The sequence below is a fragment of the Massilia sp. DJPM01 genome (assembly GCF_030348125.1).
Classification (GTDB): domain Bacteria; phylum Pseudomonadota; class Gammaproteobacteria; order Burkholderiales; family Burkholderiaceae_D; genus Telluria_A; species Telluria_A frigida.
The window spans coordinates 65,647-90,461 of the sequence record NZ_JAQOZV010000014.1 but is presented as its reverse complement, the minus strand read 5'-3'; the positions used below and the strand labels follow the sequence as shown (position 1 = coordinate 90,461).

The following is a 24,815-nucleotide window of genomic DNA, read 5'->3' as shown; positions in this document are numbered from 1 at the left end:
GCTCCTTTTGGCGATGTCATCCCAGCGCGAACGTTGCGCAGCGCTACTTGGCGAGATGGCGCCCAGGCAGGCCGGCAACGATGTTTTTGCTACCTATCAGACAACATCAACAACCGTCCAGCCCGGACAACTACCCCCGGATGCGCGGGCGCGCACACGGCAACCGAAGGAAAAAACTTGCTTCCGATCAAGGCGATTTTGTTGATTTATGCAAGATAATTTACAAATGGCGAAATCGAGAATGCGGCAGTTCCGCGGCCGTGGCAAGTCATTCTTGACAACAGAGTGCGCAAAACAACGCTATCAAAAAAATAAGAGAGAGCCGGCCATTTGTGATTTCAACCGCGTTTTTTGGGTATATATTGCTAGCTGCATCTCACACGTTTTCACCCCCGCGATGCGCGTCTCGCATCGATCCCGTCTTGGCTCCACCGTCCCGGTTGCGCAGCGAAACCGGCTTCCCGGTAGCGCCGGCGCCGCTCGTTCGACCACTTGAGGAGAATGAAGATGTCCGCATCAACCGCACCATCCCATCCCTACCGTGTCGGCCAATGGCTGCCTTCGGACCAGCGCATTCTCGACGCCTGGATCGGCAAGCGCCTGGCGCAGGCCACGGCCAATCCGGTCCCGCTGTTGCCCATCATGGAAGAATTCAAGCAGCTGATCGAAGGCGACGCCACCATCTACATGCTGTTTCACCAGATGCTCAGTGAGGTGCCGCACTCCAAGCGCTTTCGCCACAACCCGGCCGGTGGCCCGCAAGTGCGCTCCTACCATGTGATGTTGCAGATGATCAATGCGATCCTCACCGAGGCCCCGGAATTCAACACGAGCGGCCTGGTGGGCTTTCCGATCAACGCCATCCTGGACTGGTCGATGGACACGCCGGGCGGCTTTGCCGCCTTCCTGAACGAGAAGGTCAACCGGCAATTCAAGCGCGTCCTCAACGAATGGGCGCGCTTCCTGGGCTCGGCCGATTCGCGCTACATCCTCAATGACGATCCGTGCACCGGCTGGCTCGGCACCGCCGCGATGGCCGCGATGCCCGATTTCGCCGAGCACTTCGTGTGCGATCCGAGCGCGCCGTATTATGGCTTCACGTCCTGGGATGACTTCTTCACCCGTCAATTTCGCGAGGGCCAGCGCCCGGTCGCCGCGCCCGACGACGATAGCGTCATCAGCAACGCCTGCGAATCGGCGCCGTACCGGCTTGCCTGCGGCGTCAGGCAGATCGACCGCTTCTGGATCAAGGCCCAGCCGTATTCGCTGACCCATATGCTCGATGGCGATAGCCGGGTCGCCCAGTTCGACGGCGGCACGGTCTACCAGGCCTTCCTGGACGCACTGAGCTACCACCGCTGGCACAGCCCGGTGAATGGGCGCATCGTCAAGGCGGTCGTGGTCAACGGCACCTATTATTCGGAAACGCCGGCCGAGGGCGAGGATGACTCGGGCCCGAACGATTCGCAGGCCTACATTACCGAAGTGGCCACGCGGGCACTGGTGTTCATCGAAGCGGACAACCCGGCCATCGGCCTGATGTGCTTCATGGCGGTCGGCATGGCCGAGGTATCAACCTGCCAGATCACCGTGTACGAAGGGCAGCAGGTGCGCAAGGGCCAGCAACTGGGCATGTTCCACTTCGGCGGCTCGACCCATTGCCTGATTTTCCGTCCCGGCGTTGAGCTCGACTTCAACCTGGACGGCAACCGCCCCGGCCTGAATTCGACAAGTATTCCGATCAATTCCCAGATTGCACGCGTCAAATAGCGGCCGATAGCAATCGGCGGCGGGTCCGGCGCATGTTGGTCCCGCTAGCAAACGACCGCGCGCCAATCGATGGCTTGACCTGTGGAGAGAACATGCCTACTGGACCACGTCCATTCCTCTCGCTCATTTCGCTGTCATTGGTGGCGGCATTTCTATTTCCTTCAATTGCACGAGCATGCAAAGATAGAATGTATCCGGCGACATTCCCCGTCGCAGAGCTGCATGGCTATGCGCACGCCTATGTCGTTCGAGTGAGTCGACTGACCAATGCAGGGACATCCGGACAAAGCCAATACGCCACCCCTTTCAGCTTTGAAGGAATGGTCATGCGCACGATCAAGGGACCCAGGCGGGCTGGGGAAGTCATTCGCGGGGCGACCACCTCCAACGAGGAAGCCTATGCGCGCTGCCCAATTTCATTGGAGGAGGGGAAGACTTATCTGTTGATGCTAAACGGCAGCGGCTCTACCTATGCATTGCCGCGTTATGGATCGCTCTACGTTTCGGCCGACCAGCCTGAGTTTGAAGGTTACATGGCTGATCTGACAAAAGGATCGCAATGAGTGGTGTAGCTGACCGAATCAACAGCTCCAGGTGACGAGAAAAACCATCAGATCAATTAACGATGCAAACCATTTATATCGTTAATCACAAAACGCAAAATTAAGGAATGCGCTTCGGATCAACCTTGCGACCTGGCGAACCCGAGCCGCACTCCCCGCCAGCGCGTGAACATACACAGTACCACTGCCAGCGGTACGAAGATGGCGGGAATCACGATCAGCATTTTAATGCTCCGGTCAAACGTCATTGGCGTGGCGCCATTCAACTGTGCGATCGTATTTCCGACGCTGATCGTAACAAGCGCCCAGCCCACGCCCGCAACGCTTCCGACCACCAGGGCGCGTCCGATGGTTCCGCTTAAACATCTGATCGCGACGGCATACCCGGTCGCGGCCACAAGCAAGCAAAATGGCGCGCAAAACAGCAAAGGTTCAGCCATTTTCAGGTGCCAGAAGATCGTGCCGTAGCGGCTCTCGCTATACAGAACACTGCCTTGCATGAAAATCATGAGCAAGGTCGGGATGAAAGCAAAATAGAGCGCGCCGCGCCAACGCAGGGTACCCGGGGTTATCGCCTCGTTGGTGAACGTGGAAGCTGGAGCACGGTAAGGCGAGGTCAAGGAAGTATCCGGGACGAAAGAAAGTCAGCATAAGCCGGCGTGACAAACAGGTTAACAATGCACGGTCCGCTTGAGCGTATCGTTATCCCGCAGAAGCAAGGAGCTCGAAGTCGGGTGGCCGATACTCCCGGTTGGGTGGACTCACCGAAAAATAGTTGCCATGGCGCGTGGAAAATTGCTTAAAAACCAATTCGCCAGTAGCGATACGAGCGACGAATTGCACGAAGAACTCCGCAAGAGTCTCGAAAACAGGCTCGACCGTCGGTTCGTCGTGAGGAACATAGTAAAGCTTGCCGGCGTCTTCGTTGTGGCGAATGCAGAGATAGTCTCCGTTGGAGTGGAACAAGGGAAGGAGTGTCATTGCTTCGGCTTCGTCGGGGCGGTCCGATTCGAGAGAAGTCTGTAGTTCTGCCACATGGTCGCCGACGAACTCGATTGCTATCCATTCCCAACCACCAAAAATTCCGTCGCCTTGGTTGCAACCATTCGCTTGGCGATACAGCAGACGAACGGGATCGGGAAGCCGAATGCCAGTTTCCTGCTCAAATGAATCTATTTGCGCCTCGCTTGCCGGCTCGCTCAATCGCTTCGACAAGTCGGGATGCAGCGCTTCTACAGCACTCCGCGCTTCTCCGAACGCATGCTCTACACTTGCCATGTTCTATCTCCTGGGTGCGAACCTTCTATCGGCATCATACCGATTCTGCTGGAAATTTTACCATGCTGCCCAAACGCGGTGGAATCCGTCTCGGTCCAGCCCGAACAAGCTTGTCAACGATAGAAAACATGCACGCTCGCGTGACACATTGCCGCACCGGGCATGGCGATGAACTGACAAGCGCGCTGCTCCTGTCCGGGGGAATTTGATGTGGCCAGCGGGGCTCAGCTACATTGGCAAGATCGCCCCCGGCGCTGTACCTACCCTTCCCTTTCGCCCCCATTCAAGTAATCGATGGCGCGAGTGACAAGGAATGGCGTTACTCTTCCACATGACGCAGCCTCGCAAAAATTCGCTACCGGGAAATGGATACTCGCGGAATTGAGGCGAATTTATCCAAAGAGCCCTTGAAGGGTTTCCGAACATCTTTGCTCTGCGTGGTGACACGTTTGATTTCATCCCCAAGCGCGAAAAAAGGGCTTTCGCGGGCCCCGTGATCGTTTAGCGCCGAGAACGCAGCGCCGGCCAGCAGTCCCTTGTATGCTGGCGGCAATGAGGCGACCGCTTTGTCGAACCACGCCGCAGCACGATGCAATTTATTTTCTTGGCTCATCATGTCTTTCCTCCTCGGCAGCGGCAGGATGCGGGACGCCGGGAAATTCCGTCGTTCGTCCAACAATGCGACAGAACCGTGAAGGGTGCTGCTTGACGCGGTGCGTGGGCGCCGCCTGCTTGCCTTACGGCTTGCTCAAATTGACCGTATCGAGGTTGAACTGATAGATGCCGTAGGCGTTCGCGGGCACATACATGTCTTTGCCGAGTACGCTGACCTGACCGCCCCAGTTGGCGGTCGGGAAAAATGCCTGGGCGAACGGGGCCGCGGTACTCACGTCATACAGCAGGAAACCATAGCCGGCCTGTACCAGCACCTTGCCCGGACCGGCATCATGCAGCATCGGGTAGAAGGGCACATCGAGCGTGGCTTTGCGGGTCAGCGACTGGCTGCCCACCTCGATGACCGCCAGCGCGTTCTTGCCGGTCCCATTCTCGGCAAGGGCCAGCACCAGGTTCTTGCCCTCGATGCTCAGGTCGCGCGCGTACTGCCCTCCCAGCGCCAGGGATGCTTGCAGATATGCCAGATTGGCACGCACAATCAGCATATTGACCGAGTTTGTCACGGTCTTGTCGCCCCAGGACTCGTCCACTGTATACATGACGTCGCCAACGACGGCCATCACCCGACCCGGCACGTTGATGGCACTGCCCAGTTTGGGGGCGCTGGCGTTCGATACGTCGAGCGCCTTGACGAAGTATTTCGCCTGCGCCTGGCCGCTGCTCGTAACTGCCTCGGCTTGCTTGTAATTGACCCACACCGCGTTGCCGCTCTTGACCAGGCCGACGGCCTGTTCATTCTCGGCCATGGCGATTTTTGGCAGCAGCACAGGTTGCGCAGGCTTGCTCAAGTCGAGCACGTGCAGCGTGTAGCTGGAGGAATAATATCCGTAAGGCAGCGAACTCATGGCCAGAGCGGCAGCAGGCTGCGGTCCGCGCAACAGGATCGGTGTTACCTGGGTGGCAAATACCAGGGCATTGCCCACCACGGTGGCATCGGGCGTGCCGTACCAGCCACCGCACGGCCCGATCATGGGGCAGATGGTGTTACCCATCATCGGATAGATGTTGGTCTGCGCCAGCTCTGTGGTGGTGAGCGAACCGAGCCGCACCGGTTTGGCGGCATCGGCCAGGTCATAGGTGGTGATGGTGGTGTTCACGGTGCCATCGTTTCCGCCGGCGCTGGACACGACGACCAGCTTCTCGGCCACGTTGTAGAGCTTGGCGTTGCTCGGTACCGTGATGCTGGACAAGGGCGCGGCGCCATCCGGATCGGCCAGCGGTACCAGTTCCACCTGATCGGTGCGGGCCGCAGTGCTTGACCACCACTGATTGTCGTTGACGTGATAACGCACGTTGACATTCTTGAACAGCACGAACTGACCATAGTTCGGCGCCAGGGGCAGGCGGCCCTTGACTTGCGGCGAGTCGGCATTGACGATGCTGAACAGGGACAGCTCGCTGTCGGACAGGTTGGCCGCCAGGTCATTGGCCGTATCGCCCATGAAACTGCGCCGCACTTCCGTGTCCTGTTTCATGATGCCGCGCCGGGTGACGGTGCTGGCGGAGAAGGTGAAGATCTGTACGCCGGCGCTGTTTTCCCGGGTGTTGGCATTGAAGCCGGCAAAGGGCAGCAAAATCAGACCGGTTTCGCGCGTCTTGCCATCGGGAGCGATGGCGTTCGCGGCGTTTTCCAGCACGGTGAATGCGCGGTCATCCCAGTTGGCCTGGGACCAGCTGTTGGCCAGATCGACGTCGGCGCGCATCAGCAGCGGCTTGGTGTTCTTCAGGTCGGTCACGTCGTACAGGCTGATGGCCAGGCTGCGCCGGTCATTCTCGTCGTTGTGGCCCACCCCGATCAAGCGCGTCTGGTTGTGCACCGGCATGAAGAAATCGTTCCAGCCAGAGACGATAAACTCGCTCTCTTCCTTCATGGTACCGTCAGGCGTGATCGAAAACGCGTGGAACGGGTCTTTGCGCAAATAGGTCACGAAGAACGCCTTGTCGGCGAAGAAGGAGGTGCCGAACAACTGCTGGCCGGCGCCGAAGGTGTCGTGGTCGATGGGCTTCGGGCGCCCGATGTCGGCCATATTGAAGGTTTCGACATGATTCACATTGGCGCCGGAGGACCACCAGTTGCCGGACACGACGCGCAGCACGTCGCCGTGCATGTGCATATTGGTCTTCTTCTGCACCAGGCCGCTGACGCCCACATCGGCGCCCTGGACCATCACGCCATCCGGGCTGGAGATATCGATCAGCGCCACCCGCGAGCCGCTCTGGCGCCCCAGGTCGTCGGCCGCGCGCGCCACCATCAGGCGATCGCCCGAGGCTTGGACCGCCTGCACATTGCCGCCCAGCTGCAGGGTCGATTTGCTGATCAGCTGACCCTGTTCGTTGATGCGGTAGCTCAGGACGTGGGTCTTGCTCACTGCCGGGTAATACAAGGATGACGTAGCAGGCATGACATCCATCGGCATCACCGAGGCGGTGTAGTCGCTGGCAGTGACGTACAAGGCATTCTTGCCGGCGCCGCTGGTCAGGCGCGAGGTGTCAATGTTGCCAGGCACGCGCGCCGTGGCCATAATTTTCGGAGCCGCCAGATCGGCAATATCGACCGTGATCACGGCGCCGCCGCTGAACTGATCGAGCGATTCGGCACCGCCCTTGGCGATGCGCTTGTACTCGGTCCAGTTATTGAGCAAGATGTACACGCGGTTGCCCACCCGGTACATTTCCACCGGCTCGCCATTGATGGCGGCACGGCCCACAACGCGCGGACTCGCCGTGTTGCTGATATCGATGATCTGCAGGCCTCGGAAGCGGTTCAGGCTAAGAATGGATTTGCCGTTCTCCAGCATGCGGAAAATGTCGCCCTCCTGCACGGTGCGGGTGGGCGCAGCGGCGACGGGCGTGGCGGCGGGCGGGACAGCGGAGTCGGCGACGGTCGGCTTGAGCGTGCCGTCCAGGCCGAGGGTGGACTGGTTGGCGCCGCTGTCGGCCGAAACGAAACTGGTGCGCCCGCTCAACACTGCGGAAGGAGGCGGGACCGGTTCCGGCGTTGGCTGGGGAGCGCTGCTGCCGCCGCACGCGCTCAAGAACAGCGCGAGGCAGAGTGTCAGTCCGGCAGACAGGTGCTTACTGGATAGTCGTTGCATGGCATTGTCCTGTTGGGTATTTGGAGAAAATAAATACTGGCAGGACATTATGGCGAATAAATACAATCAATCTGTCGTGGAATTGTACAAGTTCAATCGCGGAGGACCGCAGCGCAGTTGCCGCTGTCAGCTACTACCAGCATGGGGGCCACTACACACGGATTGCCGGCCCGCGTGCCGCGCCCTGCACCCCAGATGGCGTCGGGCGTTGTTCCGGCCCGCGCGGTTTCCCCATGAATGGCACGCACCCCGTTGTCTATTCAGGAAAATACGCGCGTGGTTCCTACCACGACAGCAATTCCTTTGGTCCGCCGGGCCCGACCGAGTGCGCACAATTTGGCGATTACCGCAATCCGGCATCGTCCGCCGACTATTTGCAGAGCTGGCGCAATCTGGTTGATCTTGACGGCAATCAGGAGCCCTGGATCAACGATGATCGGACAGCGAGCTGGGCCTGGGGACCGGACGGTATCAGCACCCATCCAACCCAGCGCTCGCCGGTCGATGCCGAGCATGCGGCGTCTTGCACGGGGAGCGCCATGTTCGGGGTTGCCAATGCCGGCTGCTATCAGTCTGAATGCCTCGCTGGCGACGGTCAAGCCTTCGATACCTGCCTTAAGGAATGCAAATCGGGCTATACCAATATGGGCCTGACATGCAACAAGGGCCGCTGGCCTTGGGAATGGTCCGTCTACGCGAGAAACAAATACAATTTCAATTACAAAATTCCTGCGCAAGACGCCGGCCTGATTCGGCGGCGCAATACGGGAAGTGAGTGGAATTTAGCGTAAGGCGACAAGGGCGATCTCGCGACGAACGCGCGATCGCCCTACCGCACGCGGCGATTACAGTGCTTTTCTGACGGGAACGCGCGGCGCGCAAACACCACGCAGGCTAGCGGACCATCTGGCATGCCTGTTTGTACCCTCCATCGCAAGAGGCCTGGTCGAGCGTCCATGCGGCAGCACTGTCCTGGGACACGCCGGCCCCACGGTGGTACAGGTGCGCGAGGTCGCCGCATGCTTGCGCGGAGCCCTCGTCGCAGGCCTTTTTGAGTCATGTCGCGCCCAGCGCCGGATTTGCGGCTACGCTCTTGCCAGACACATACACCATCCCGAGGTCGCGACAGGCTACCTTGTCTCCGGCCACGCAGCTTGTTCGATAAAGTGCCAGCCCGGCCGCACTATCCGCCGCAAGCTCCCTTCCGGATTTGGCCCTGCACAGCGTCAAGGGTTCGCTTCGCCGGGCTGCGCCCGCCCGTGACCCTGCTCCGGGCCCGTTGCATCATACAATCAGGGGGAATCAGGCATTCACAGCAGTAGGCCACATAGTAGCCGACGTCAAGTTCCACTCGAAACGGCATTGGGCCCCGCGGGCCGCCGTTGTGGGGCCAGCAAGACGTGGGCCAAGACCCGTCAGCGGCGCTCATGCGGGACACGTGCGCCACCAAGGGCCGGGTTGCGACCATATGGTTGACGTGTTGACACGTTGTCCAAGCACGGCCGCATGATGTCTCTGTGCCATCGGAAAGTTTTCAGTTCGCAGCGACATGCCATGAGCCGGTTTCGTGGCGCGACGGCAAAATGGCAGCCGCGATACGGTGGTTCATGCGCTTGAATCGCCTATCTTCCGCCTTCACTTCGGGGATGAAGGTGACGCGCTGGCCGCAGCGCGATCTGACGCGCGATGTTGGCGCCGGTCGCGCCCTCCGGGTTGGCGCAGCCGATCAGCACATCCTCAACTTCACCCGGCTCGATGTTGGCGCGCGCGATGGCCGCCCGCAGCACATGGCCGCCCAGCGTGGCGCCGTGGGATCATGTTGAAGGCGCCCTTCCACGATTTGGCCAAGCCCGTGCGGGCGGTCTGGCATGTGTCTCTCCTGGTATGGGATGAATGGTCTGTGCCCAGCGGCGTTGGCCCGCCGCCGGGTGGATCGATACGAGAATGGCACAATTTAGTACGGCCGTTCGCAAATTTATTTGACGTGCCGAAGACGCCTGCGCGACGTAAAAACATTGACACGACGGCGACGACGCCAGCAGGAGCCTTGTCAGCTGAACGCTTCGCCTCCAAAGCATGCCGCCCAAAGCGCTGCATGTCGGTCATGAAAGCGTCACATTATGTCGAGAGCGCCGCGTTTATCGGGTGGCAAGGTATCAAATGGTTTGCCAGAGCGAGGCGACGCGTCGCTCTCGCTGTTTCAAGAAAAACCAGATCCGAGGAAAATTAATGCTTATTGCATTTGCGTTACAAATTGATGACAATTTTCCGCTTGATCTCGTTGTCCACCTCGACTAATCATTTGGCAGCGGCCTCATATTTTCTTCGTCGTCACCAAGCTTTTATATTTCCCTGCTTGACTTTCAATATTGCCTTATATAGAATTCGGCGCCATGATTAACTTGCACGCCGACAAAACGGCGCCATTCCAATAAGATAATACACTGTCAAAAAAAGCAATTATGAAAAAAGATATTACCTTAAGAAAAGCCATTCCACGAGATGCCGCTCAGATCGTCGACCTCTACCAGAGCGTCTACCAAGGTGATTACAGTGATCCAATGATGTCGGAGACGGCGCGACTGCGCGCTGCGCTCGGGCGGGATGACTATTACTGGATTGTGGCGTCCATCGATGACCGAATTGTTGGTTCCGTTGTCTATCAGCACACGCTCACTGGGTTTGCCAAAGTCTTTGGCGCAGTCATTGAAAATGACTGTCGCGGACAGAATTTGACGGAAAGGATGATGGAATTCGGCTATGCGCAATTGCGCGCCATCGCACATGTCGAAGTCGTCTACGCCACAACCAGAACGGTTTCTTCGGCACCGCAAAAATTGACGGCGAATCTGGGCTACCGAAAACTGGGAATTTTCCCAAATGTTCACAAGACCAGTGGGTATGAAACGCATTGCCTTACTGCATTATTTACGAAAAGCGCGTTCGCTTCGCGCTTTACCGATTTTGCCCTGCATCCACGCCTGCGTCCCCTTTTTGAAATAGTCCGGCGCGAATGCGGCTTGCCCGCGATTCCCGACGATTGGATTCCCCATACCAGCGCCGAAAATTTCTCGCGCGCACGCTCCGCGCTGGAACTCGAATTGATCCATGCACCGCGCCTGACCAAGCGCCGTTTTGACGAGGGCAAGAACACGCTGGTGGCGCAAGAGCACCATACTTTTTTCCCGTTTCAAGAACCCAATCTGCTGATCAGCTCGGCCGATCAGGACGTGGAGGTTTTCTGTTATTTTTCAGAGACGGACAAACATTGCGTGTTGATCGCCATTCACGATTTGTGCAATGCAGGATTCGCCGATATCGTGGAAAAGGCATCGGTAATCTTGCAAGACCTGGGTGTGCGCTATATCGAATTCATTATTCGCGCCGATGAGTCGGAGAAAATAGAAATCGCAATGCAAGCCGGTTTCATTCCCTGCGCCTATTTCCCCGCCATGCATTTGATTGGCGCGCAGCGCTATGATTTCGTCATATTCAGCCGATCTTATGAAATACTGAATTTCAGAAATATCCGCCTGGAAGGCATTAATCACGAATATTTGAACCAGTATCTGCAACTCTGGAAAAAAAATTCGCTGGAGCCGGAACCGGCGTGCGCAGCGTGACAGGATTATCATGAAATTTTCAATGGCAGTATTCAAGGACCAGAATTCATCCCGGCTTTTCGTCGGGCAATTCATTTCACAAATCTGCGACAAGATGATGACCCTCGGCCTGGTCTGGGTTATTTCGCAGGAGCAATCCATACAAATGATACCGTGGTTCCTGGCGATAGGCGCGCTTCCCCATCTGTTGCTGGCCAGCAGTGGGGGCAAGCTGGTGCAAAGAATCGGCGTCCTGAGGACACTGATACACACCGACGTATTAAGGGGCATCATCTTCTTGCTGGTCGGACTGTTGTGGCTCGCCTATTTCAAGCACCATTCGCTGACCACGCTATTTATCCTGACGTTTGTTTCAAATTTGCTTGGCGCGCTGTTCAATATCGCTGTCTTTACGCTGCCCGGGCTCATGCCAAAAAAGGAATTGGTCCCACAGTTGACCGCCATGGTCGATTCCTGCTTTTCCCTGGGGACGGTAGTTGGGCCAGCGATTTCCGCCCTGCTCTATCCTTGGCTTGGTTTGTCGGGTCTGCTTGTATTGAATGGGCTTAGCTATTTGCTGGCGGCAGGGCTGGAAGGGGGAATCCGGCTCGATCCTGCTGATCCGGAAACGGTCGACCCGGAGCCGGCGAATGCCGACATGGCGCCAGCGATACCCGGGCGGTCGATGTTTGCCGATCCCTTGATACGCTTCATGTTGTCGGCATTTTTCCTGATGAATCTTGCGCTGACACCCTTGATGGCCTTGCTCCCCTTGTTTGTCCAGACCCGATTCGCCGGCAATCTTGCCATGCTGGCCGCCTTCGAGGTATCGATCGGCATGGGGATGGTGGCGGGAAGTTTGTTGCTTTCGGTCGCGGAATTTCCGCTCAAAAGGGGCAAGCGGGCGATCGTCGGCTTGAGCGCCGTGTCCCTGCTCTACCTTTTCTTTGGCTTGAACCACAATCCCGTATTGGCTTGCCTGGCACTGGCTGGCTTGGGGCTGGCACTGGCCGTCGTCAATGTGTCGCTATTGACGCTGTTTCAATCGCGGCCCGCGCCAGCCGATGTCCCCGTGGTCATGAGCTGGGTCAATACGATCAGTATTGGCGCCTTGCCGATATCGATGTTGATGGTGGGAAGCTTGATTGAAAAAATCGATTTGACAAAAATGACGATATGTCTCGCGCTCGGGTTGTTGACGATATCACTGGCCACCGCATTTTATCGGGAATTTAGGGAAATATGAATATCAAGACTATGCACGCGGTCCAGGGCGTTTGCGAACAACGCCATCCCTTCGCTTCCTCCGCCGCGCAGGAATCGATGTTTGTCGATGCCATGAAGGAAAATATCAACTGGCACCAAGAGCAATCGCCATTTTATCGGAAATTGCTGGAAATGAAACAATTTGATGCCGCCACGCTGACCTCGATCGATGACCTGGCGAGCATCCCCTTTGTTCCGGCGACGTTTTTCAAGTCGCACGAACTTCTTTCGGTTGCGCGCGATGACATCAAGCTGCACCTGACTTCTTCCGGAACCACCGGTCAAAAGTCGCAAGTCTCGTTTGATGCATGGTCATTGAGCGCCGGGCAAAAGATGATCGACGCGGTCTTCGAGCACTTTGGCTGGAACACGCCGGATGTCAAGACCAACTATCTGCTGTATTCGTATGAAACCGCATCGGATTCGCAACTGGGAACGGCCCACACCGACAATTTCCTGTGCAAGTATGCACCCGTTGCATCGGCATTTTATGCTTTGCGCAGGACCGGCGCGCCAACCACGGCGACGGGCGGCGCGTCGCACGAGTTCGATGTTTTTGGTTGCATCGAAAAGCTGCAACACTACGCCGCAGAAGGTCTTCCAGTACGCATTTTCGGTTTCCCGGCATTTCTGTTTTTTACACTGAAGCGGATGCGCGAGCTGGGCTTGCCGCCGCTCAAACTCTGCGCCGATTCGCTGGTATTCCTCGGCGGTGGATGGAAAGGCAATGCCGACCAGGCGATCGCCAAACACGATCTGTACGCCCGCATTCACGAGCAGCTTGGCATTCCCGACCTGCGTATCCGCGACAGCTTCGGCTCGGTCGAGCATGCCGTCCCGTACGCGGAGTGCGCACACCACCAATTTCATGTTCCCGTCTGGTCGCAGGTGATCATCCGCGATGTGCGTACCCTGAAACCAAGGAAATTCGGTGAAGCGGGCTTTCTGCAATTTCTCACGCCCTACATCACCTCAGTGCCTGCCCAGAGTGTCTTGATGGGCGACATGGCGACACTGTATCCCGGCGAATCCTGTGCTTGCGGAAATGAGCGGCCGTATTTCGTCATTCACGGACGGGCTGGAACAAGTAAAAATAAAAGCTGCGCCATTGCGGCGGCTGAACTGTTGAGGCGGTAATCATGGAAAATATGAACAAGCAACACCTCTGGCAAGGCGAGTGGATCGGCGATCAAGAACTGGCCAGCAGGATCGGCGATATACAATCGCTGGTGGCCCGGCAAATGGCGTGCGAACTCGATATCGAGACGGTGCTGGCGGCCGGGGATTTACTCGGGAAAAATATCAGGGAAAAATCGGCTATTTTTACCGAATTGAAGAACTGCTTGTCTGGCACCGATCAATTTACGTCGGACGAAATCGGTCTGGCCTTGCTTGAAATAGCCGATGTCTTGCGCCGTGAGAATCTGGAAAAGAAGCTGATCCGTGAACTCGGTTCCAGCAATCCCTTGCTCGCTTGCCGCACCCAATTCGACGATGCGATCTTCGAAGCTTGGGCGCCGTTGGGTTTCCTGGTCCACATTTCACCGCAAAATGCCTTCACGGTCGGGCCGATGAGCGTGCTCGAAGGATTGCTTTCTGGAAATTTTAACTTTCTCAAGACGAGTCCGCAAGAGAGTTCCTTCCCCCAGATCTTGTTACATGCCTTGGGCAAGTGCGATCCGAGCGCCCAGCTTGAGAAATTCATCATCGTGGCGAAAATTTCGTCGAAGCGAAAAGATCTGTTGGAGCCGGTATTTGCCGGGGCCGATGGCATTGCCGCCTGGGGCGGTGAGGAGTCGATTCAATCGATACGCGCCATGGCCCCTGCCAGCGTGCGCATCGTCGAGTGGGGACACAAGATATCGTTGGCATTTCTTTCCATGGAAGCTGCCCAGGATCCCCATACGCTGAAACAACTCGCCATGGAATGCTGCCTGATGGAACAGCAAGCCTGTTCCAGTCCGCAATGTGTCTATCTCGACACGTCGGACTGGAATGAATTGCAGCGGTTTGGCGAGCGGCTTGCCGATGCCTTGACGCTGGTGGCGCACGAACTGCCACGCCAGTTGCCCGATACCGCCAGTGCCGGCGAAATTGCTTTGGTCAGCGAGTGTCACAGGCTCGAATCGTGCCTCGGCAATGCTCGCCTCATCGAAGCACCAGATGGCGGGTGGCGCATTTACATCGACGACCATGCGGCGCTGGCGGCATCGCCGCTGTACCGCAGCATCTGGGTCAAGCCCTTGCCGCGCACCGACATCATCCGGGTCTTGCGGCCCATGCGCAACTATCTGCAAACAGTGGCGATCTGTTGCAAACTCTCGGAAATGCATCCGCTGTCGCGCTCTTTTTTGCGTGCGGGTGCGATCCGTATCCGGCGTATTGGCGAGATGACGGGAGGATACCCCGGCGAGCCGCATGACGGTGTCTATGCGTTGCAACGCTATTGCCGCAGAGTGAGCTTGCAGTTGGCCCATGAAGCGCAGGGGATTTCCAATTTCGATGAGTTGAGAAAATTCCCTCCGCTGCAGTGGGACCCCGTTCCGGCCATGACCGCCAAGGAGCAGTTCCAGTCGGTGCCGGCCGATCCTGCCCAAGCCCATCTTTTCTTCAAGTCGGGCGGTAGCACGGGCGAACCAAAACTGTCGACGTTCAGCTACCAGCAATACCATGAGCATATCCGGCTCGGTGCCGAGGGTTTGTACGCGGCGGGCTTTGATCCGCTCGGCGACCGGGCGATGAATCTGTTCTTTGGCGGGGGACTCTACGGTGGCTTCATCAGCTTTTTTTCGGCACTCGAACAGCTGGGCGCCATCCAGTTCCCCATGGCGGCCCATGGCGATACCCGCATGGTCGCCCAGGAAATCGTCAAGAACAAGGTGAATGTCTTGCTCGGCATGCCATCGTATATTCTGCAACTGTTTGAAAAGGAAGCTGACATTCTCTCCGCCTATCGGGGAGTCAAGAAGATCTATTATGGCGGAGAACATTTCAGTCCCGCCCAGCGACATTATCTGCACCAGTCCTTCCAGGTCGATGTGATACGCTCGGCCGCCTATGGCAGCGTCGATATCGGTCCGATCGGGTTCCAGTGCGAACATAGCGATGGCGGCGTCCACCATCTTCAGCAACAGCTTCAATACCTCGAAATATTGAAAATGGATGAAGATCGAGCGGTGCAAGGCGAGGAAGTCGGCCGCTTGGTTTTCACGCCGCGCATGTTGTCGGTCAATAAGCCATTGCGCTACGAAATCGGCGACGTCGGCCACTGGATCGCCGATCCGGATGGCATTTGCGCCTGCGGCAGGGCCGCGCCGCGCTTTCGACTGCTGGGACGGACGGGGGATATTTGTCGGATTGGTTCCACTTTCCTCAATTATCAGGAATTCATCCGTATCCTGGCGACGCACTTCGCCTATGCGGGCGAAGCGCAGCTGATCCTGGCGCAAGCCGAGATCAAGGAAAAGGTCATCTTGGTGATTTCCGATTCGGAGCGCTTGCCAGCGCTGCGTTGCCGAGAGATTTTCCTGGAAAACTACCTGGATTTGCAGGAAGCCGTGCTGACCGATGAAACGCTGCTGTTTGAAGTGCAAGCGGTGGGAATCGATGAATTCCACAGGACTGCGGGAAGCGGAAAATTGATTCGTGTGCTGGACCGGAGAGCGCGTTGATGAGCATGGAAATTAGCCGGGAAATACTTCCCTCACTGATCGCGTTTGCCCGGAAAAATTCGCCATTTTATGGCGACCTTTACCGCGCATTGCCGGAAACGATACACGCGATCGAACAGTTGCCCGTGTTGAGCCAGCAAGCGTTTTGGGAAGCCAACCGTCTGGAGGATGGGCAATTGCTGACGGGGGCGATGCACGATGGCATCGTCTTGAAGAGTGGCGGAACCACCGGCAACCCCAAGTTCTCGGTGTTCAGCCGGACTGACTGGAATGTGTTTGTCACAGCCTTTTCCCGCGGACTGGCGCTGGGAGGTCTGCAGGATGGCGACCGGGTCGCCAATCTGTTTTATGTCGGCGAGTTGTATGGATCGTTCTTGTTTACCCACAAGGCGCTCGAAGAGTGCCCCAAGCGGGTCATGCAACTCCCGATTGCGGGCGCCACGACACCCGACGATGTCTATCGCTTTATCACGGAATTCAAGGCCACGGTCTTGGCCGGCGTGCCGACCACAATGATGAGCCTGGTAGATCACATTGACAAGGTGGGGGGCGATCCAGCCGCGTCGACGGTCAGATTGATCCTGTTTGCCGGCGAAGCCATGTATCCCGATCAGCGCGCCAGGTTGGAAGCATGCTTTCCAGGCGTCGAGATCCGTTCCATCGGTTATGCAAGCACGGATGCCGGATTGCTGGGATTCGCCGATCTTTCATGCGGCCCCAATGAATTTCGCTGCTACGATGATGATGCGCTGTTCGAAATTATCGATGAAGAAACGGGCTCGCCCATCGTCGCGCCGGGCATCGAAGGGCTGGCCGTGGTCACGGCCCTGCGGCGCCATTTGATGCCGATCCTGCGCTATCCGGTCGGTGACAGGGCCAGGTGGGTCGATGCCCATGGTACGGCGCATCGCAAGTTTCTGTTACGGGGGCGTTCCGATGAATCGGCCAGGGTCGGCCCGGTCACGCTGTATCCGGAAGATGTAAGGTCGGTACTGGCGTCGTTTCCGGCTTGCCAGGGCGCCTGCGATTTTCAATTGCTGACCATCCATCGTGACGGAAAGGATGGGTTGATACTGCGGATCGGCAATCGCAATGCCGATCGGGCGCTCAGCGCGCAGATCATCGCTGCGATCTACGAGCATCGCCCCATGTATGGTCAATTGCTGGCGCAAGGCAAGATCCTGCCCATCGACATAGAATGGGTGGATGCGACGGCGCTGGAAATCAATCCCCGCTCGGGAAAGCTCAAGCGCGTGATCGATCGTCGCTTTGCCTGAGTTCACGTATGAGGTGTACTGTCAATAGCGGACACTCTTGTTTCAAGCCGCCTGTTGCTGTTTGCTGAATTTTTCGGTAAACAGCGCGGGCGGAACATTGCCGAGGCGCGAGTGGCGCCGCTGGCGGTTATAGAAGCTTTCGATATATTCCTGTATCGCCGCCCGTGCATCGGCCCTTGTCGCGTAGCGCTGATGATGCACCAGCTCGTTTTTTAGGCTGCCCCAGAAACTTTCCATCGGAGCGTTGTCGTAGCAATTTCCTCTGCGCGACATGGACGCCTGCATGCCGAATTGCTTCACCAGTTTTTGATAGTCATAAGCGCAGTACTGGCCGCCACGGCCGGAATGATGAATCAGCGCTTGTTGCGCATGGCCTTCCATAGCGCCGTTGCCGTCAGCGTTTGCGTCATGCGTTCGTCCATCGCGTAGCCCACCAGCTCGCAGGTGAAGACGTCCTTGACACCGGCCAGGTAGAGCCAGCCCTCGCCCGTCGCTACATAGGTGATATCCGTCACCCAGGCTTCGTTCGGTCGGATCGGTGCGAAGGTCTGGTTCAGTAAATTGTCGGCCACCGGCAGGTCATGGCTCGAATTGGTGGTGGCCTTGAATTTGCGTTTCTGCTTGCAGCGTAAGGCGAGCTCGCGGCGCAGTCGGACAATGCGGTCCCGGCCCGCTGGAAAGCCCTGCGCTTCCGGTTCCGGCTGCATGCGTAGCGGGCCATATGTCTGGCGGCTCTGCGCATGGACGGCCTCGATGGCGACCTTCAGGCGCGCATCGTCCTGCGCGCGCTGCGACAGCTTGCCGTCCGCCCACGCATAGAACCCGCTGCGCGAAACGTTAAAGACGCGGCACAGAACGGTGATGGGATATTCGAGTCGTAATTGTTTCATGAGCGCGTACTTGGCAGCGACTCCCGCGCAAAGTACGCTGCCGCATTTTTTACGATATCGCGTTCCATGCGGGCCTCTGCGAGCTCTTTGCGCAGTTTGCTTACCTCGGCCTCAAGCTCAGGGACCGAGCGGCTGCCAGGGGCCACTTTGGGCGACGTGCCGTGTCTTGCTGCCGCCACCCAGTTGGCCAGCGTGCCTTTGGGAATCGTCAGGCGCAGTGCGGCGTCTTCCAACGTAAGACCCTGCGTCAGGACCAGCTTTACTGCCTCTTCCCGAAGTTCGGGGGTGTATGTTTTTGAGCGTGTCATAAAATTTCTCCAGTTGGTGAAGTTTACCAAACCAGAGTGTCCGAAAAAGTCAGGTTACCTCACTGTTGCCTACACCGCTGAATCCGGGCGGGAGCGGTTGAGCCGGGCGTGACCGCTCTGCCTTCATCCCTCCTCCGGCACAAAGATGGCGCCAAACCCTGGCGCGATGCTCCTTGCCAAGCGCACGATTTATTTTTTGCAATCCTCAGCCGCCATCTCGCGACTTTTTCTGACTTTCATTGCCGCCCATTCTAAAACTTCACTCCTTACCCAAGCGACGGCGCGGACCCCTACTTTTACCGGGGCCGGGAACGTTCCCTTTTTGACTGCATCGTAAATGCTCGCTTTCGACAAGGCAGAGATCACAAGAACCTCATGAATTTTGACAAAGTAAGCCTCGGGCACTTCGGGTAAGTGTTTCATGGTGCTGTCCTCATTTGCGGCATGCAATAACATTACCGTTCTGAGGTATAGGTCTCAAGTCGGAACTTGGGCCGATTTGGGTGGAATTTCACATCAGCCAGCACTTCCCGGGTAAATTAAGCAACTTTGCGTTAAGATGGGTGAGCGGCCGTTGCCCGCACCAAACGGAACGTCTACTCGCGACATGTACTTTGCACCGTCGTGCTGTATTCGATGAGCTGACGCTGATACCCATAGGAGTACCGTATGGCCCTTCGGCTCCGAAATGGGTGGAACAGCGGATAGTGGGGAGCTAGCACTTAGGGGCTCGTCCACGCCAAGAGAATCATTACTTTAGCGGGGTAGTTTTAGGGTCGAACTGAAAAGTACCAGTTTCGGCACGACGTCTAACGAAAATATACGGCATCGTATAATGCTGGAAAGAAATTTCCACTAACTTTGCCTTCCCGATGGGAACAATTGCGCAACATCGTAAACTTACTCAATAGCAATGGCGATCACTGCTTACTGGCGTTATTGTCCAGCCTCATCCAGAGTCGTCCAAGAGTGTTTTCCGTACTTTTTCCGTACCCAAGAAAAAAGGCCTGCAACCGATCGGTGCAAGCCTTTGATTTCATTAGTATTCTTGGTGGGAAGTGCAAGTTTCGAACTTGCGACCCCTGCAGTGTGAATGCAGTGCTCTACCCCTGAGCTAACCTCCCGAAGCGGGGCGTATTATGACACAGGTTTCGCAAAACGTCACGCTTCCGCGTAATTTCTCCAAATACAGTTTCCCTTGACCGCCTTGTCCAGCCCGCCCAGCACGCCTTCATGCTCGGCCAGCTCGTCCGCGCTGGCGGCCAGCACGATGACTTCGGCCAGCGCCACCGCTTCCAAGGTACCGCCGCCGCCGGCCGACTCGTCCTCCACATCCATCGACAGGCTGTTCTGCCCGCGCGTCATCGACAGATACACATCGGCCAGCAACTCCGCATCGAGCAGCGCGCCGTGCAGCTTGCGGTGGGCGTTGGACACGCCATAGCGGTCACACAGCGCATCGAGCGAGTTGCGCTTGCCCGGATGCATTTCCTTGGCATTGACCAGGGTATCGATCACCCCGCTGCAATGCTCGGTAAACGACGGCAGCCCGAGCAGCTTGAATTCATTGTTCAAAAAGCCCAGATCGAACGGCGCGTTATGAATGATGACTTCGGCGCCCTGTATATACTCGCGCAACTCCTGCGCAATCTCGGCAAACCGGGGTTTGTCGCGCAAAAATTCCGTGGTCAGGCCGTGCACCGCCAGCGCGCCCTCTTCCGAATCGCGGTCCGGATTGATGTAACGGTGGAAATTATTCCCCGTCAGCATACGGTTGTGCAGTTCGACGCAGCCAACCTCAATGACGCGGTCGCCCGTGCGGGGATTGAGGCCGGTGGTTTCGGTATCGAGGACAATTTGGCGCATGGCAGTCTGGGTGAAGAGTGAAACGAGGCGCGCAGTATAACAAAGCGCGGGCGCGCTCAGCGGCGGACGGTCTCGACCCCGCGGTTGGCGAGCACGTCGGCCCGTTCGTTGCCGGGGTGGCCATTGTGTCCGCGCACCCATTTCCATTCCACCGCGTGCTGCGCCTGCGCCAGATCGAGTGCCTTCCACAAGTCTTCATTCTTGACCGGCTCCCTGGCCGCGGTTTTCCAGCCGCGCGCCTTCCAGCCGTGGATCCATTCCGAAATCCCCTTCTGTACATACTGGCTGTCGGTATGCAGCACCACTTCGCACGGGCGCGTGAGGATGCAGAGCGCCTCGATCACGGCGCGCAGCTCCATGCGGTTGTTGGTGGTATTGAGTTCGCCGCCACAGATTTCCTTCTCGTGGCCGTCGGCCACCAGCAAGGCACCCCAGCCGCCGGTGCCGGGATTGCCCTTGCACGCACCGTCGGTAAAAATCTCTACTTTGCTCATCCTGGCTTTCTCTACTTTCGCTGTCTTTACTTCCGATTGGTGGCCGGCACCGCTTGCGGCGCCGTCGCCGATTTTTTATTCCAGGCAGGACCGATCATGGTCATGCCCTTGACCCGCTTGATCGCATGCACCATGTACACCGCGCCCAGATACGGCCACCAGCGCTGCCCGGCCGGCTCCATGAAGGCATAGCGCTCGATCCACTGCGCCGTGCGGCAAGGCGGCGCATAGCAGCCGAAATGGCTGCGGCTCACGCCCAGATTGAGCAATTTTAACCAGTCTTTCATACGCGGCATAGAGATGAATTCACCCGCCGCCGGCAGGTAGGCCGAGCGCGTCACGCGCCGCAAGCCCTGGCGCAAGCCCCACAAACTGGCCGGATTGAAGCCGCAGATGATCAATTGCCCCTCCGGAATGAGCACCCGCTCGACCTCGCGCAGCACCTGGTGCGGCTCGGCCGCAAATTCCAGCACATGCGGCATCACCACCAGGTCCAGGCTTTGCGACGCGAACGGCAGCTCGGCGAAATCGAGCGCCACCGCAATCTGGCGCTTGCCCGCGCCCAGCGCCACCTGCTCGCGCGAGGAGGTGCGGGTGGCCGCCTGCCACTTGTTGGGCATGCGGCTGGCGGCCAGCGCATCGATCTGCGGCAAGCCGATCTGCACCGCGTTGTAGCCGAAGATATCGGCCGTCAGCTCGTCCAGGCAAGCCTGTTCCCACGCGCGCACGTAAGCGCCGGCCGGCGTCTGCAGCCAGTCATCGAGCGCTATAATGGATTTTTCGGATGCCGCGCTATCCATGCCTACCCCTTTGCCGACACCTTCACTATGACGTATCCGACGCCCCGCCCCTTGAGCGTGCTCGCCGTCCCCGCGTTCAAGGACAATTACCTGTGGCTGATCCACGATGGCGTGCACGCCGCCGTGGTCGACCCCGGCGACGCCGCGCCCGTCATCGCGGCCCTGGCCGCGCATCATCTCACGCTCACCGCCATTTTACTCACCCATCATCATGCTGACCACATTGGCGGCGTACCGGAACTGCTCGCGCATGCGCCCGTACCGGTGTACGGCCCGCGCGCCGAAGCCATCGCCACGGTCGGCGTGCCGCTCGCCGAGGGCGACCTGGTCGAAGTGCCCGGCCTGGCGCTCGCCCTGCGCGTGCTGGAAGTGCCCGGCCACACCCTGGGCCACATCGCCTACCTGCGCGAGCGCTCCGGCGAGCGCTGGCTGTTTTGCGGCGACACGCTCTTTGCCGGCGGCTGCGGACGCCTGTTCAAAGGCACCCCCGAGCAGATGCGCGCCTCCCTCGCGCGCTATCTGGCCTTGCCGGACGACACAGCCGTCTACTGCGCCCACGAATACACCCTGTCCAACCTGCGCTTCGCCGCCGCGGCCGAACCGGCCAACGCGCTGATCGCGCAGCGCATCGTGGCCGAAACCGCCAAGCGCGAGCGCGGCATCCCGACCCTGCCCTCGAGCATCGGCCTGGAAAAAGCCACCAACCCCTTCCTGCGCGACCGCCAGCCCGGTATCGTCGCCAACCTGATTGCCCTGGGCAAACTGGACCCGGCAGCGCCGCCGCAAGCTTCCTTCGCCGCACTGCGCACCTGGAAAAACACGTTTTGATCAACATCAAACGTCTGTTAAATGCCACGCCAGCACAGTTGATGTAAAGACAGCACACCCAAGGCGGCATAACTCAGCTAAGATATTCCACAAAGAAACAGTGTGAATAATCACATGACGAGACGACACCCAAGCGCGGCCCACCAGCCCGATCCAGCAATGGCGCAAGCGCGCCGCTGCCTTCATGGCCGGGCGCCGCGCCATCGATAAGCTGGCGCCGCCCTCCCCGCACAGGCGTGCATTGCTGCGCCTGTGCGCCGCGCTGGCCGCGCCACTCGTGCCGCACGCGCCGCTGCATGCGCAAACGATCTTCACGGGCGAACTTGCCGCGCCGCGTCCGGTCGCGGTCCTGTTTCCCGACCTTCCCGAGCCGGTGCGCAAAGTCTTCACCGACATCATCGGCGGCATCGAAGAGCAGTTGCACCAGCGCGTGCAAGCCTGGCCGCTCGCTGCCGCGCTGGACCCGGCCGAACTGGGCGCGGCGCTGCGGCGCCAGGGCGTGCGCGTGATCATTGCCCTCGGGCGCCAGGGCCTCAAGGTGGCCGAAGCGCTCGATCCCGCACTCGGCCTGGTGGTCAGCGGCATTTCCTCGCTGCCCGACGGCGACCGCCACACCGCCATCTGCCTCAGTCCCGACCCGGCCCTGCTGTTTACCCGCCTGCGCAGCCTCGCGCCCGGCGTGCGCCGCGTGATCGTCGTCTACAACCCGCAGCACAACGACTGGCTGCTGCGGCTGGCGCGCGAGGCGGCCCGCCTGCACGGGCTGGAACTGGCGGCGCTCGAAGCGCTCGACCTGGGCGCCGCCGCGCGCCTCTACCAGAGCGCCTTCGCCGCCGCCGACAACCGGCGCGACGCGCTCTGGCTGCCCACCGACCCCACCACCGTCGACGAAACCACCATCCTGCCGCTGGTGCTGCGCGAAGCGTGGAACCGCGCCGTGCCGGTCTTTTCCAGCAGCTTCCTGCACGTGCGCAAAGGCGCCCTGTTCGCGCTCTACCCGAACAACACCGAACTCGGTCGCAATCTTGGCAATCTTGCCACAGCCATGATGACGGCCGAACCGCCGCCGCGCGGCCTGCTGCCCCTGCGCGAAGTCTACGCCGCCCTCAACCTGCGCACCGCCAGCCACCTGGGCATCGCGGCCGGCCCGGCGGTCCAGCGCAGCTTCCAGTTCCTGTATCCCGAACCGTGACCGTGGTTTTTTGTTAGATTTTCAAAATTCTTTCTTTCGGGCTACTTCGGTGACGTATACTGCAGCCTGGTGTGTGCCCACATGCGTGGCTGCTTGCAAATTAACCGGACCACGCGTCCCCGCTGTACGCAATGACTACACTTTTTTTCAACGCACGGCCGCGCGCGCCGCGTGGCGCGTCCGCGCTGCTGTCGTTGCTGCTGCTGGCCGGCCCGGCGCCGCACGCCATGGCTGACGATCTCGCGCCTGCGACGGCGGAGTCGGCCGGCCTGCTCGAACGCTACGACAGCGGCGGCCAGTACGGCCTGCAGCCGCTCACCGTCTCCCAGCTCGAAGACCAGCTGCGCCGCCCCGAGCTGCAAGCCGCGGTCGGCCAGGGCGGCATCGCGGTGCTCTATCCGAACGTGTCGGAACCGTTTCGCAGCGCCTTCATCGGCATGATCCAGGGGATCGAAGAACGCACCCGCCTGCGCGTGCGCAGCTACGCGGTCGATACGCGCTTCGACGCGGCCGACCTGAATGCGCAGCTCAGGCGCACCGGCACCAAGGTCGTCATCGCGCTCGGGCGCCAGGGCCTGAACGTGGCCGCCGCGCTGGACCGCGATATCGAGGTGCTGGTGGGCGGCGCCCTGCTGCTGTCGGACGCCGAAATCGTCAACCTGAACGGCATCAGCCTCACGCCCGATCCGGCGCTGCTGTTTGCGCGCCTGCGCACGCTGCTGCCCGACACCCGGCGCGTGATCGTGGTGTACGACCCCAGGAAAACCGAATGGCTGCTGCGCCTGGCGCGCGAAGCGGCGCGCGAGCAGGGCCTCGAACTGGCGTCGTACGAAGCGCGCGACCTGTCCCAGGCCGCCCAGCTGTACGCCACCCTGTTCGCCGGCGCCGACAGCCGCCGCGACGCCGTCTGGCTGCCGCACGACACCACCACCGTCGAAGAAGGCACCCTGCTGCCGCTGATCCTCAAGCAAGCCTGGAACAGCGGCGTGCCTATTTTCTCCAGCAATGTGCTGCACGTGAAAAAAGGCGCGCTGTTCGCCATGAGTCCCAACAACGTGGAACTGGGCCGCTCGCTAGCCAGTTCCGCCGAAGGCGCCATCGCCGGCGAGCGCAGGAAAGGCGTACAGCCGCTGCGCGAACTGCACGCCGCCATCAACCTGCGTACCGCCAGCCATATGGGCCTGAACATCGGCTACCAGCAGCAACGTACCTTCGACCTTATTTATCCGGAGCCCTGAGT

General features: G+C 59.1%; 19 protein-coding genes, 1 tRNA gene and 2 pseudogenes. 11 read left to right on the top strand and 11 right to left on the bottom strand.

Going from position 1 to position 24,815, the window contains the following annotated elements:
- The first annotated feature begins 507 nt into the window (after positions 1-507).
- Together PO883_RS11685 and PO883_RS11680 are read left to right on the top strand one after the other, a co-directional pair.
- Positions 508-1,770: a phosphatidylserine decarboxylase family protein gene (locus tag PO883_RS11685; protein WP_289309913.1), complete on the top strand. Its 1,263-nt coding sequence runs from the start codon at positions 508-510 to the stop codon at positions 1,768-1,770.
- Positions 1,771-1,862: 92 nt separating this feature from the next.
- Complete coding sequence (locus PO883_RS11680; protein WP_289309912.1) at positions 1,863-2,333, top strand: hypothetical protein; 471 nt, start codon at positions 1,863-1,865, stop codon at positions 2,331-2,333.
- 119 nt (positions 2,334-2,452) lie between these two features.
- Here the strand turns inward: PO883_RS11680 and PO883_RS11675 are convergent, their stop codons facing one another.
- From PO883_RS11675 to PO883_RS11660, 4 genes are all read right to left on the bottom strand, one after another.
- Positions 2,453-2,953, bottom strand: coding sequence for a hypothetical protein (locus PO883_RS11675; protein ID WP_289309911.1), 501 nt, complete (start codon positions 2,951-2,953; stop codon positions 2,453-2,455).
- An 82-nt stretch (positions 2,954-3,035) separates the two neighbouring features.
- Entirely contained in the window at positions 3,036-3,611 is a 576-nt protein-coding gene (locus PO883_RS11670; protein ID WP_289309910.1) for an SMI1/KNR4 family protein, read from the bottom strand.
- Positions 3,612-3,966: 355 nt separating this feature from the next.
- A complete protein-coding gene (locus tag PO883_RS11665; RefSeq protein ID WP_289309909.1) occupies positions 3,967-4,227 on the bottom strand; it encodes a hypothetical protein in 261 nt (86 codons plus the stop codon).
- 121 nt (positions 4,228-4,348) lie between these two features.
- Positions 4,349-7,381 carry a beta-propeller domain-containing protein gene (locus PO883_RS11660; protein WP_289309908.1) on the bottom strand — a complete coding sequence of 1,011 codons (3,033 nt, stop codon included), beginning with the start codon at positions 7,379-7,381 and terminating at the stop codon, positions 4,349-4,351.
- A 233-nt stretch (positions 7,382-7,614) separates the two neighbouring features.
- Here PO883_RS11660 and PO883_RS11655 point away from each other — a divergent pair, with 233 nt between their 5' ends.
- Positions 7,615-8,172: a hypothetical protein gene (locus tag PO883_RS11655; protein ID WP_289309907.1), complete on the top strand. Its 558-nt coding sequence runs from the start codon at positions 7,615-7,617 to the stop codon at positions 8,170-8,172.
- 873 nt (positions 8,173-9,045) lie between these two features.
- On the opposite strand, the pseudogene PO883_RS11650 reads toward PO883_RS11655, so the two are convergent.
- Positions 9,046-9,289: pseudogene (locus PO883_RS11650) on the bottom strand (hypothetical protein); the annotation flags it as partial.
- 554 nt (positions 9,290-9,843) lie between these two features.
- Between PO883_RS11650 and PO883_RS11645 the strand changes: the two are divergent.
- Genes PO883_RS11645 through PO883_RS11625 form a run of 5 tightly spaced genes read left to right on the top strand, consistent with a single transcriptional unit; the run spans position 9,844 to position 17,197 of the window.
- Complete coding sequence (locus PO883_RS11645; protein ID WP_289309906.1) at positions 9,844-11,004, top strand: GNAT family N-acetyltransferase; 1,161 nt, start codon at positions 9,844-9,846, stop codon at positions 11,002-11,004.
- 10 nt (positions 11,005-11,014) lie between these two features.
- Positions 11,015-12,229: an MFS transporter gene (locus PO883_RS11640; RefSeq protein WP_289309905.1), complete on the top strand. Its 1,215-nt coding sequence runs from the start codon at positions 11,015-11,017 to the stop codon at positions 12,227-12,229.
- A complete protein-coding gene (locus tag PO883_RS11635) occupies positions 12,226-13,386 on the top strand; it encodes an acyl-protein synthase (protein WP_289309904.1) in 1,161 nt (386 codons plus the stop codon). Before PO883_RS11640 ends, PO883_RS11635 begins: the two co-directional genes overlap by 4 nt.
- Positions 13,387-13,388: 2 nt before the next feature.
- Positions 13,389-15,920, top strand: coding sequence for an acyl-CoA reductase (locus tag PO883_RS11630; RefSeq protein WP_289309903.1), 2,532 nt, complete (start codon positions 13,389-13,391; stop codon positions 15,918-15,920).
- The gene (locus PO883_RS11625) at positions 15,920-17,197 is read left to right on the top strand and encodes a phenylacetate--CoA ligase family protein (protein WP_289309902.1); all 1,278 of its coding nucleotides are present in this window, start codon (positions 15,920-15,922) and stop codon (positions 17,195-17,197) included. Before PO883_RS11630 ends, PO883_RS11625 begins: the two co-directional genes overlap by 1 nt.
- Before the next feature lie 42 nt (positions 17,198-17,239).
- Here PO883_RS11625 and PO883_RS11620 read toward each other — a convergent pair.
- The 6 genes and pseudogenes from PO883_RS11620 to PO883_RS11595 form a co-directional block, all read right to left on the bottom strand.
- Positions 17,240-18,395: pseudogene (locus PO883_RS11620) on the bottom strand (IS3 family transposase).
- A 189-nt stretch (positions 18,396-18,584) separates the two neighbouring features.
- Positions 18,585-18,818 carry an AlpA family transcriptional regulator gene (locus PO883_RS11615; protein WP_289309901.1) on the bottom strand — a complete coding sequence of 78 codons (234 nt, stop codon included), beginning with the start codon at positions 18,816-18,818 and terminating at the stop codon, positions 18,585-18,587.
- A gap of 626 nt (positions 18,819-19,444) precedes the next feature.
- Positions 19,445-19,519 (bottom strand) — tRNA-Val (locus PO883_RS11610).
- A 37-nt stretch (positions 19,520-19,556) separates the two neighbouring features.
- Positions 19,557-20,261: a DNA polymerase III subunit epsilon gene (gene dnaQ, locus PO883_RS11605; RefSeq protein WP_167090464.1), complete on the bottom strand. Its 705-nt coding sequence runs from the start codon at positions 20,259-20,261 to the stop codon at positions 19,557-19,559.
- A gap of 56 nt (positions 20,262-20,317) precedes the next feature.
- Positions 20,318-20,755: a ribonuclease HI gene (gene rnhA, locus PO883_RS11600; RefSeq protein ID WP_167090466.1), complete on the bottom strand. Its 438-nt coding sequence runs from the start codon at positions 20,753-20,755 to the stop codon at positions 20,318-20,320.
- A gap of 26 nt (positions 20,756-20,781) precedes the next feature.
- The gene (locus PO883_RS11595; protein ID WP_289309900.1) at positions 20,782-21,555 is read right to left on the bottom strand and encodes a class I SAM-dependent methyltransferase; all 774 of its coding nucleotides are present in this window, start codon (positions 21,553-21,555) and stop codon (positions 20,782-20,784) included.
- Between the two features lie 27 nt (positions 21,556-21,582).
- On the opposite strand from PO883_RS11595, the gene gloB reads away from it, so the two are divergent.
- The 3 genes from gloB (at position 21,583) to PO883_RS11580 (ending at position 24,813) form a co-directional block, all read left to right on the top strand.
- Entirely contained in the window at positions 21,583-22,383 is an 801-nt protein-coding gene (gene gloB, locus PO883_RS11590) for a hydroxyacylglutathione hydrolase (protein ID WP_289309899.1), read from the top strand.
- Positions 22,384-22,567: 184 nt separating this feature from the next.
- Complete coding sequence (locus PO883_RS11585) at positions 22,568-23,575, top strand: ABC transporter substrate binding protein (RefSeq protein WP_289309898.1); 1,008 nt, start codon at positions 22,568-22,570, stop codon at positions 23,573-23,575.
- Positions 23,576-23,706: 131 nt separating this feature from the next.
- Complete coding sequence (locus PO883_RS11580) at positions 23,707-24,813, top strand: ABC transporter substrate-binding protein (protein ID WP_289309897.1); 1,107 nt, start codon at positions 23,707-23,709, stop codon at positions 24,811-24,813.
- The last annotated feature ends 2 nt before the right edge of the window (positions 24,814-24,815 follow it).

Excerpts from the sequence above, each read along its gene's own strand:
- PO883_RS11580 (WP_289309897.1), top strand. The coding sequence starts at position 23,707 with ATGACTACACTTTTTTTCAACGCACGGCCGCGCGCGCCGCGTGGCGCG.
- PO883_RS11680 (WP_289309912.1), top strand. The coding sequence starts at position 1,863 with ATGCCTACTGGACCACGTCCATTCCTCTCGCTCATTTCGCTGTCATTG.
- PO883_RS11615 (WP_289309901.1), bottom strand. The coding sequence starts at position 18,818 with ATGAAACACTTACCCGAAGTGCCCGAGGCTTACTTTGTCAAAATTCAT.
- rnhA (WP_167090466.1), bottom strand. The coding sequence starts at position 20,755 with ATGAGCAAAGTAGAGATTTTTACCGACGGTGCGTGCAAGGGCAATCCC.
- PO883_RS11665 (WP_289309909.1), bottom strand. The coding sequence starts at position 4,227 with ATGATGAGCCAAGAAAATAAATTGCATCGTGCTGCGGCGTGGTTCGAC.
- PO883_RS11585 (WP_289309898.1), top strand. The coding sequence starts at position 22,568 with ATGGCCGGGCGCCGCGCCATCGATAAGCTGGCGCCGCCCTCCCCGCAC.
- PO883_RS11685 (WP_289309913.1), top strand. The coding sequence starts at position 508 with ATGTCCGCATCAACCGCACCATCCCATCCCTACCGTGTCGGCCAATGG.
- PO883_RS11640 (WP_289309905.1), top strand. The coding sequence starts at position 11,015 with ATGAAATTTTCAATGGCAGTATTCAAGGACCAGAATTCATCCCGGCTT.
- PO883_RS11655 (WP_289309907.1), top strand. The coding sequence starts at position 7,615 with ATGAATGGCACGCACCCCGTTGTCTATTCAGGAAAATACGCGCGTGGT.
- PO883_RS11635 (WP_289309904.1), top strand. The coding sequence starts at position 12,226 with ATGAATATCAAGACTATGCACGCGGTCCAGGGCGTTTGCGAACAACGC.
- PO883_RS11660 (WP_289309908.1), bottom strand. The coding sequence starts at position 7,381 with ATGCAACGACTATCCAGTAAGCACCTGTCTGCCGGACTGACACTCTGC.
- PO883_RS11645 (WP_289309906.1), top strand. The coding sequence starts at position 9,844 with ATGAAAAAAGATATTACCTTAAGAAAAGCCATTCCACGAGATGCCGCT.
- PO883_RS11625 (WP_289309902.1), top strand. The coding sequence starts at position 15,920 with ATGAGCATGGAAATTAGCCGGGAAATACTTCCCTCACTGATCGCGTTT.
- PO883_RS11670 (WP_289309910.1), bottom strand. The coding sequence starts at position 3,611 with ATGGCAAGTGTAGAGCATGCGTTCGGAGAAGCGCGGAGTGCTGTAGAA.
- dnaQ (WP_167090464.1), bottom strand. The coding sequence starts at position 20,261 with ATGCGCCAAATTGTCCTCGATACCGAAACCACCGGCCTCAATCCCCGC.
- PO883_RS11630 (WP_289309903.1), top strand. The coding sequence starts at position 13,389 with ATGGAAAATATGAACAAGCAACACCTCTGGCAAGGCGAGTGGATCGGC.
- PO883_RS11595 (WP_289309900.1), bottom strand. The coding sequence starts at position 21,555 with ATGGATAGCGCGGCATCCGAAAAATCCATTATAGCGCTCGATGACTGG.
- gloB (WP_289309899.1), top strand. The coding sequence starts at position 21,583 with ATGACGTATCCGACGCCCCGCCCCTTGAGCGTGCTCGCCGTCCCCGCG.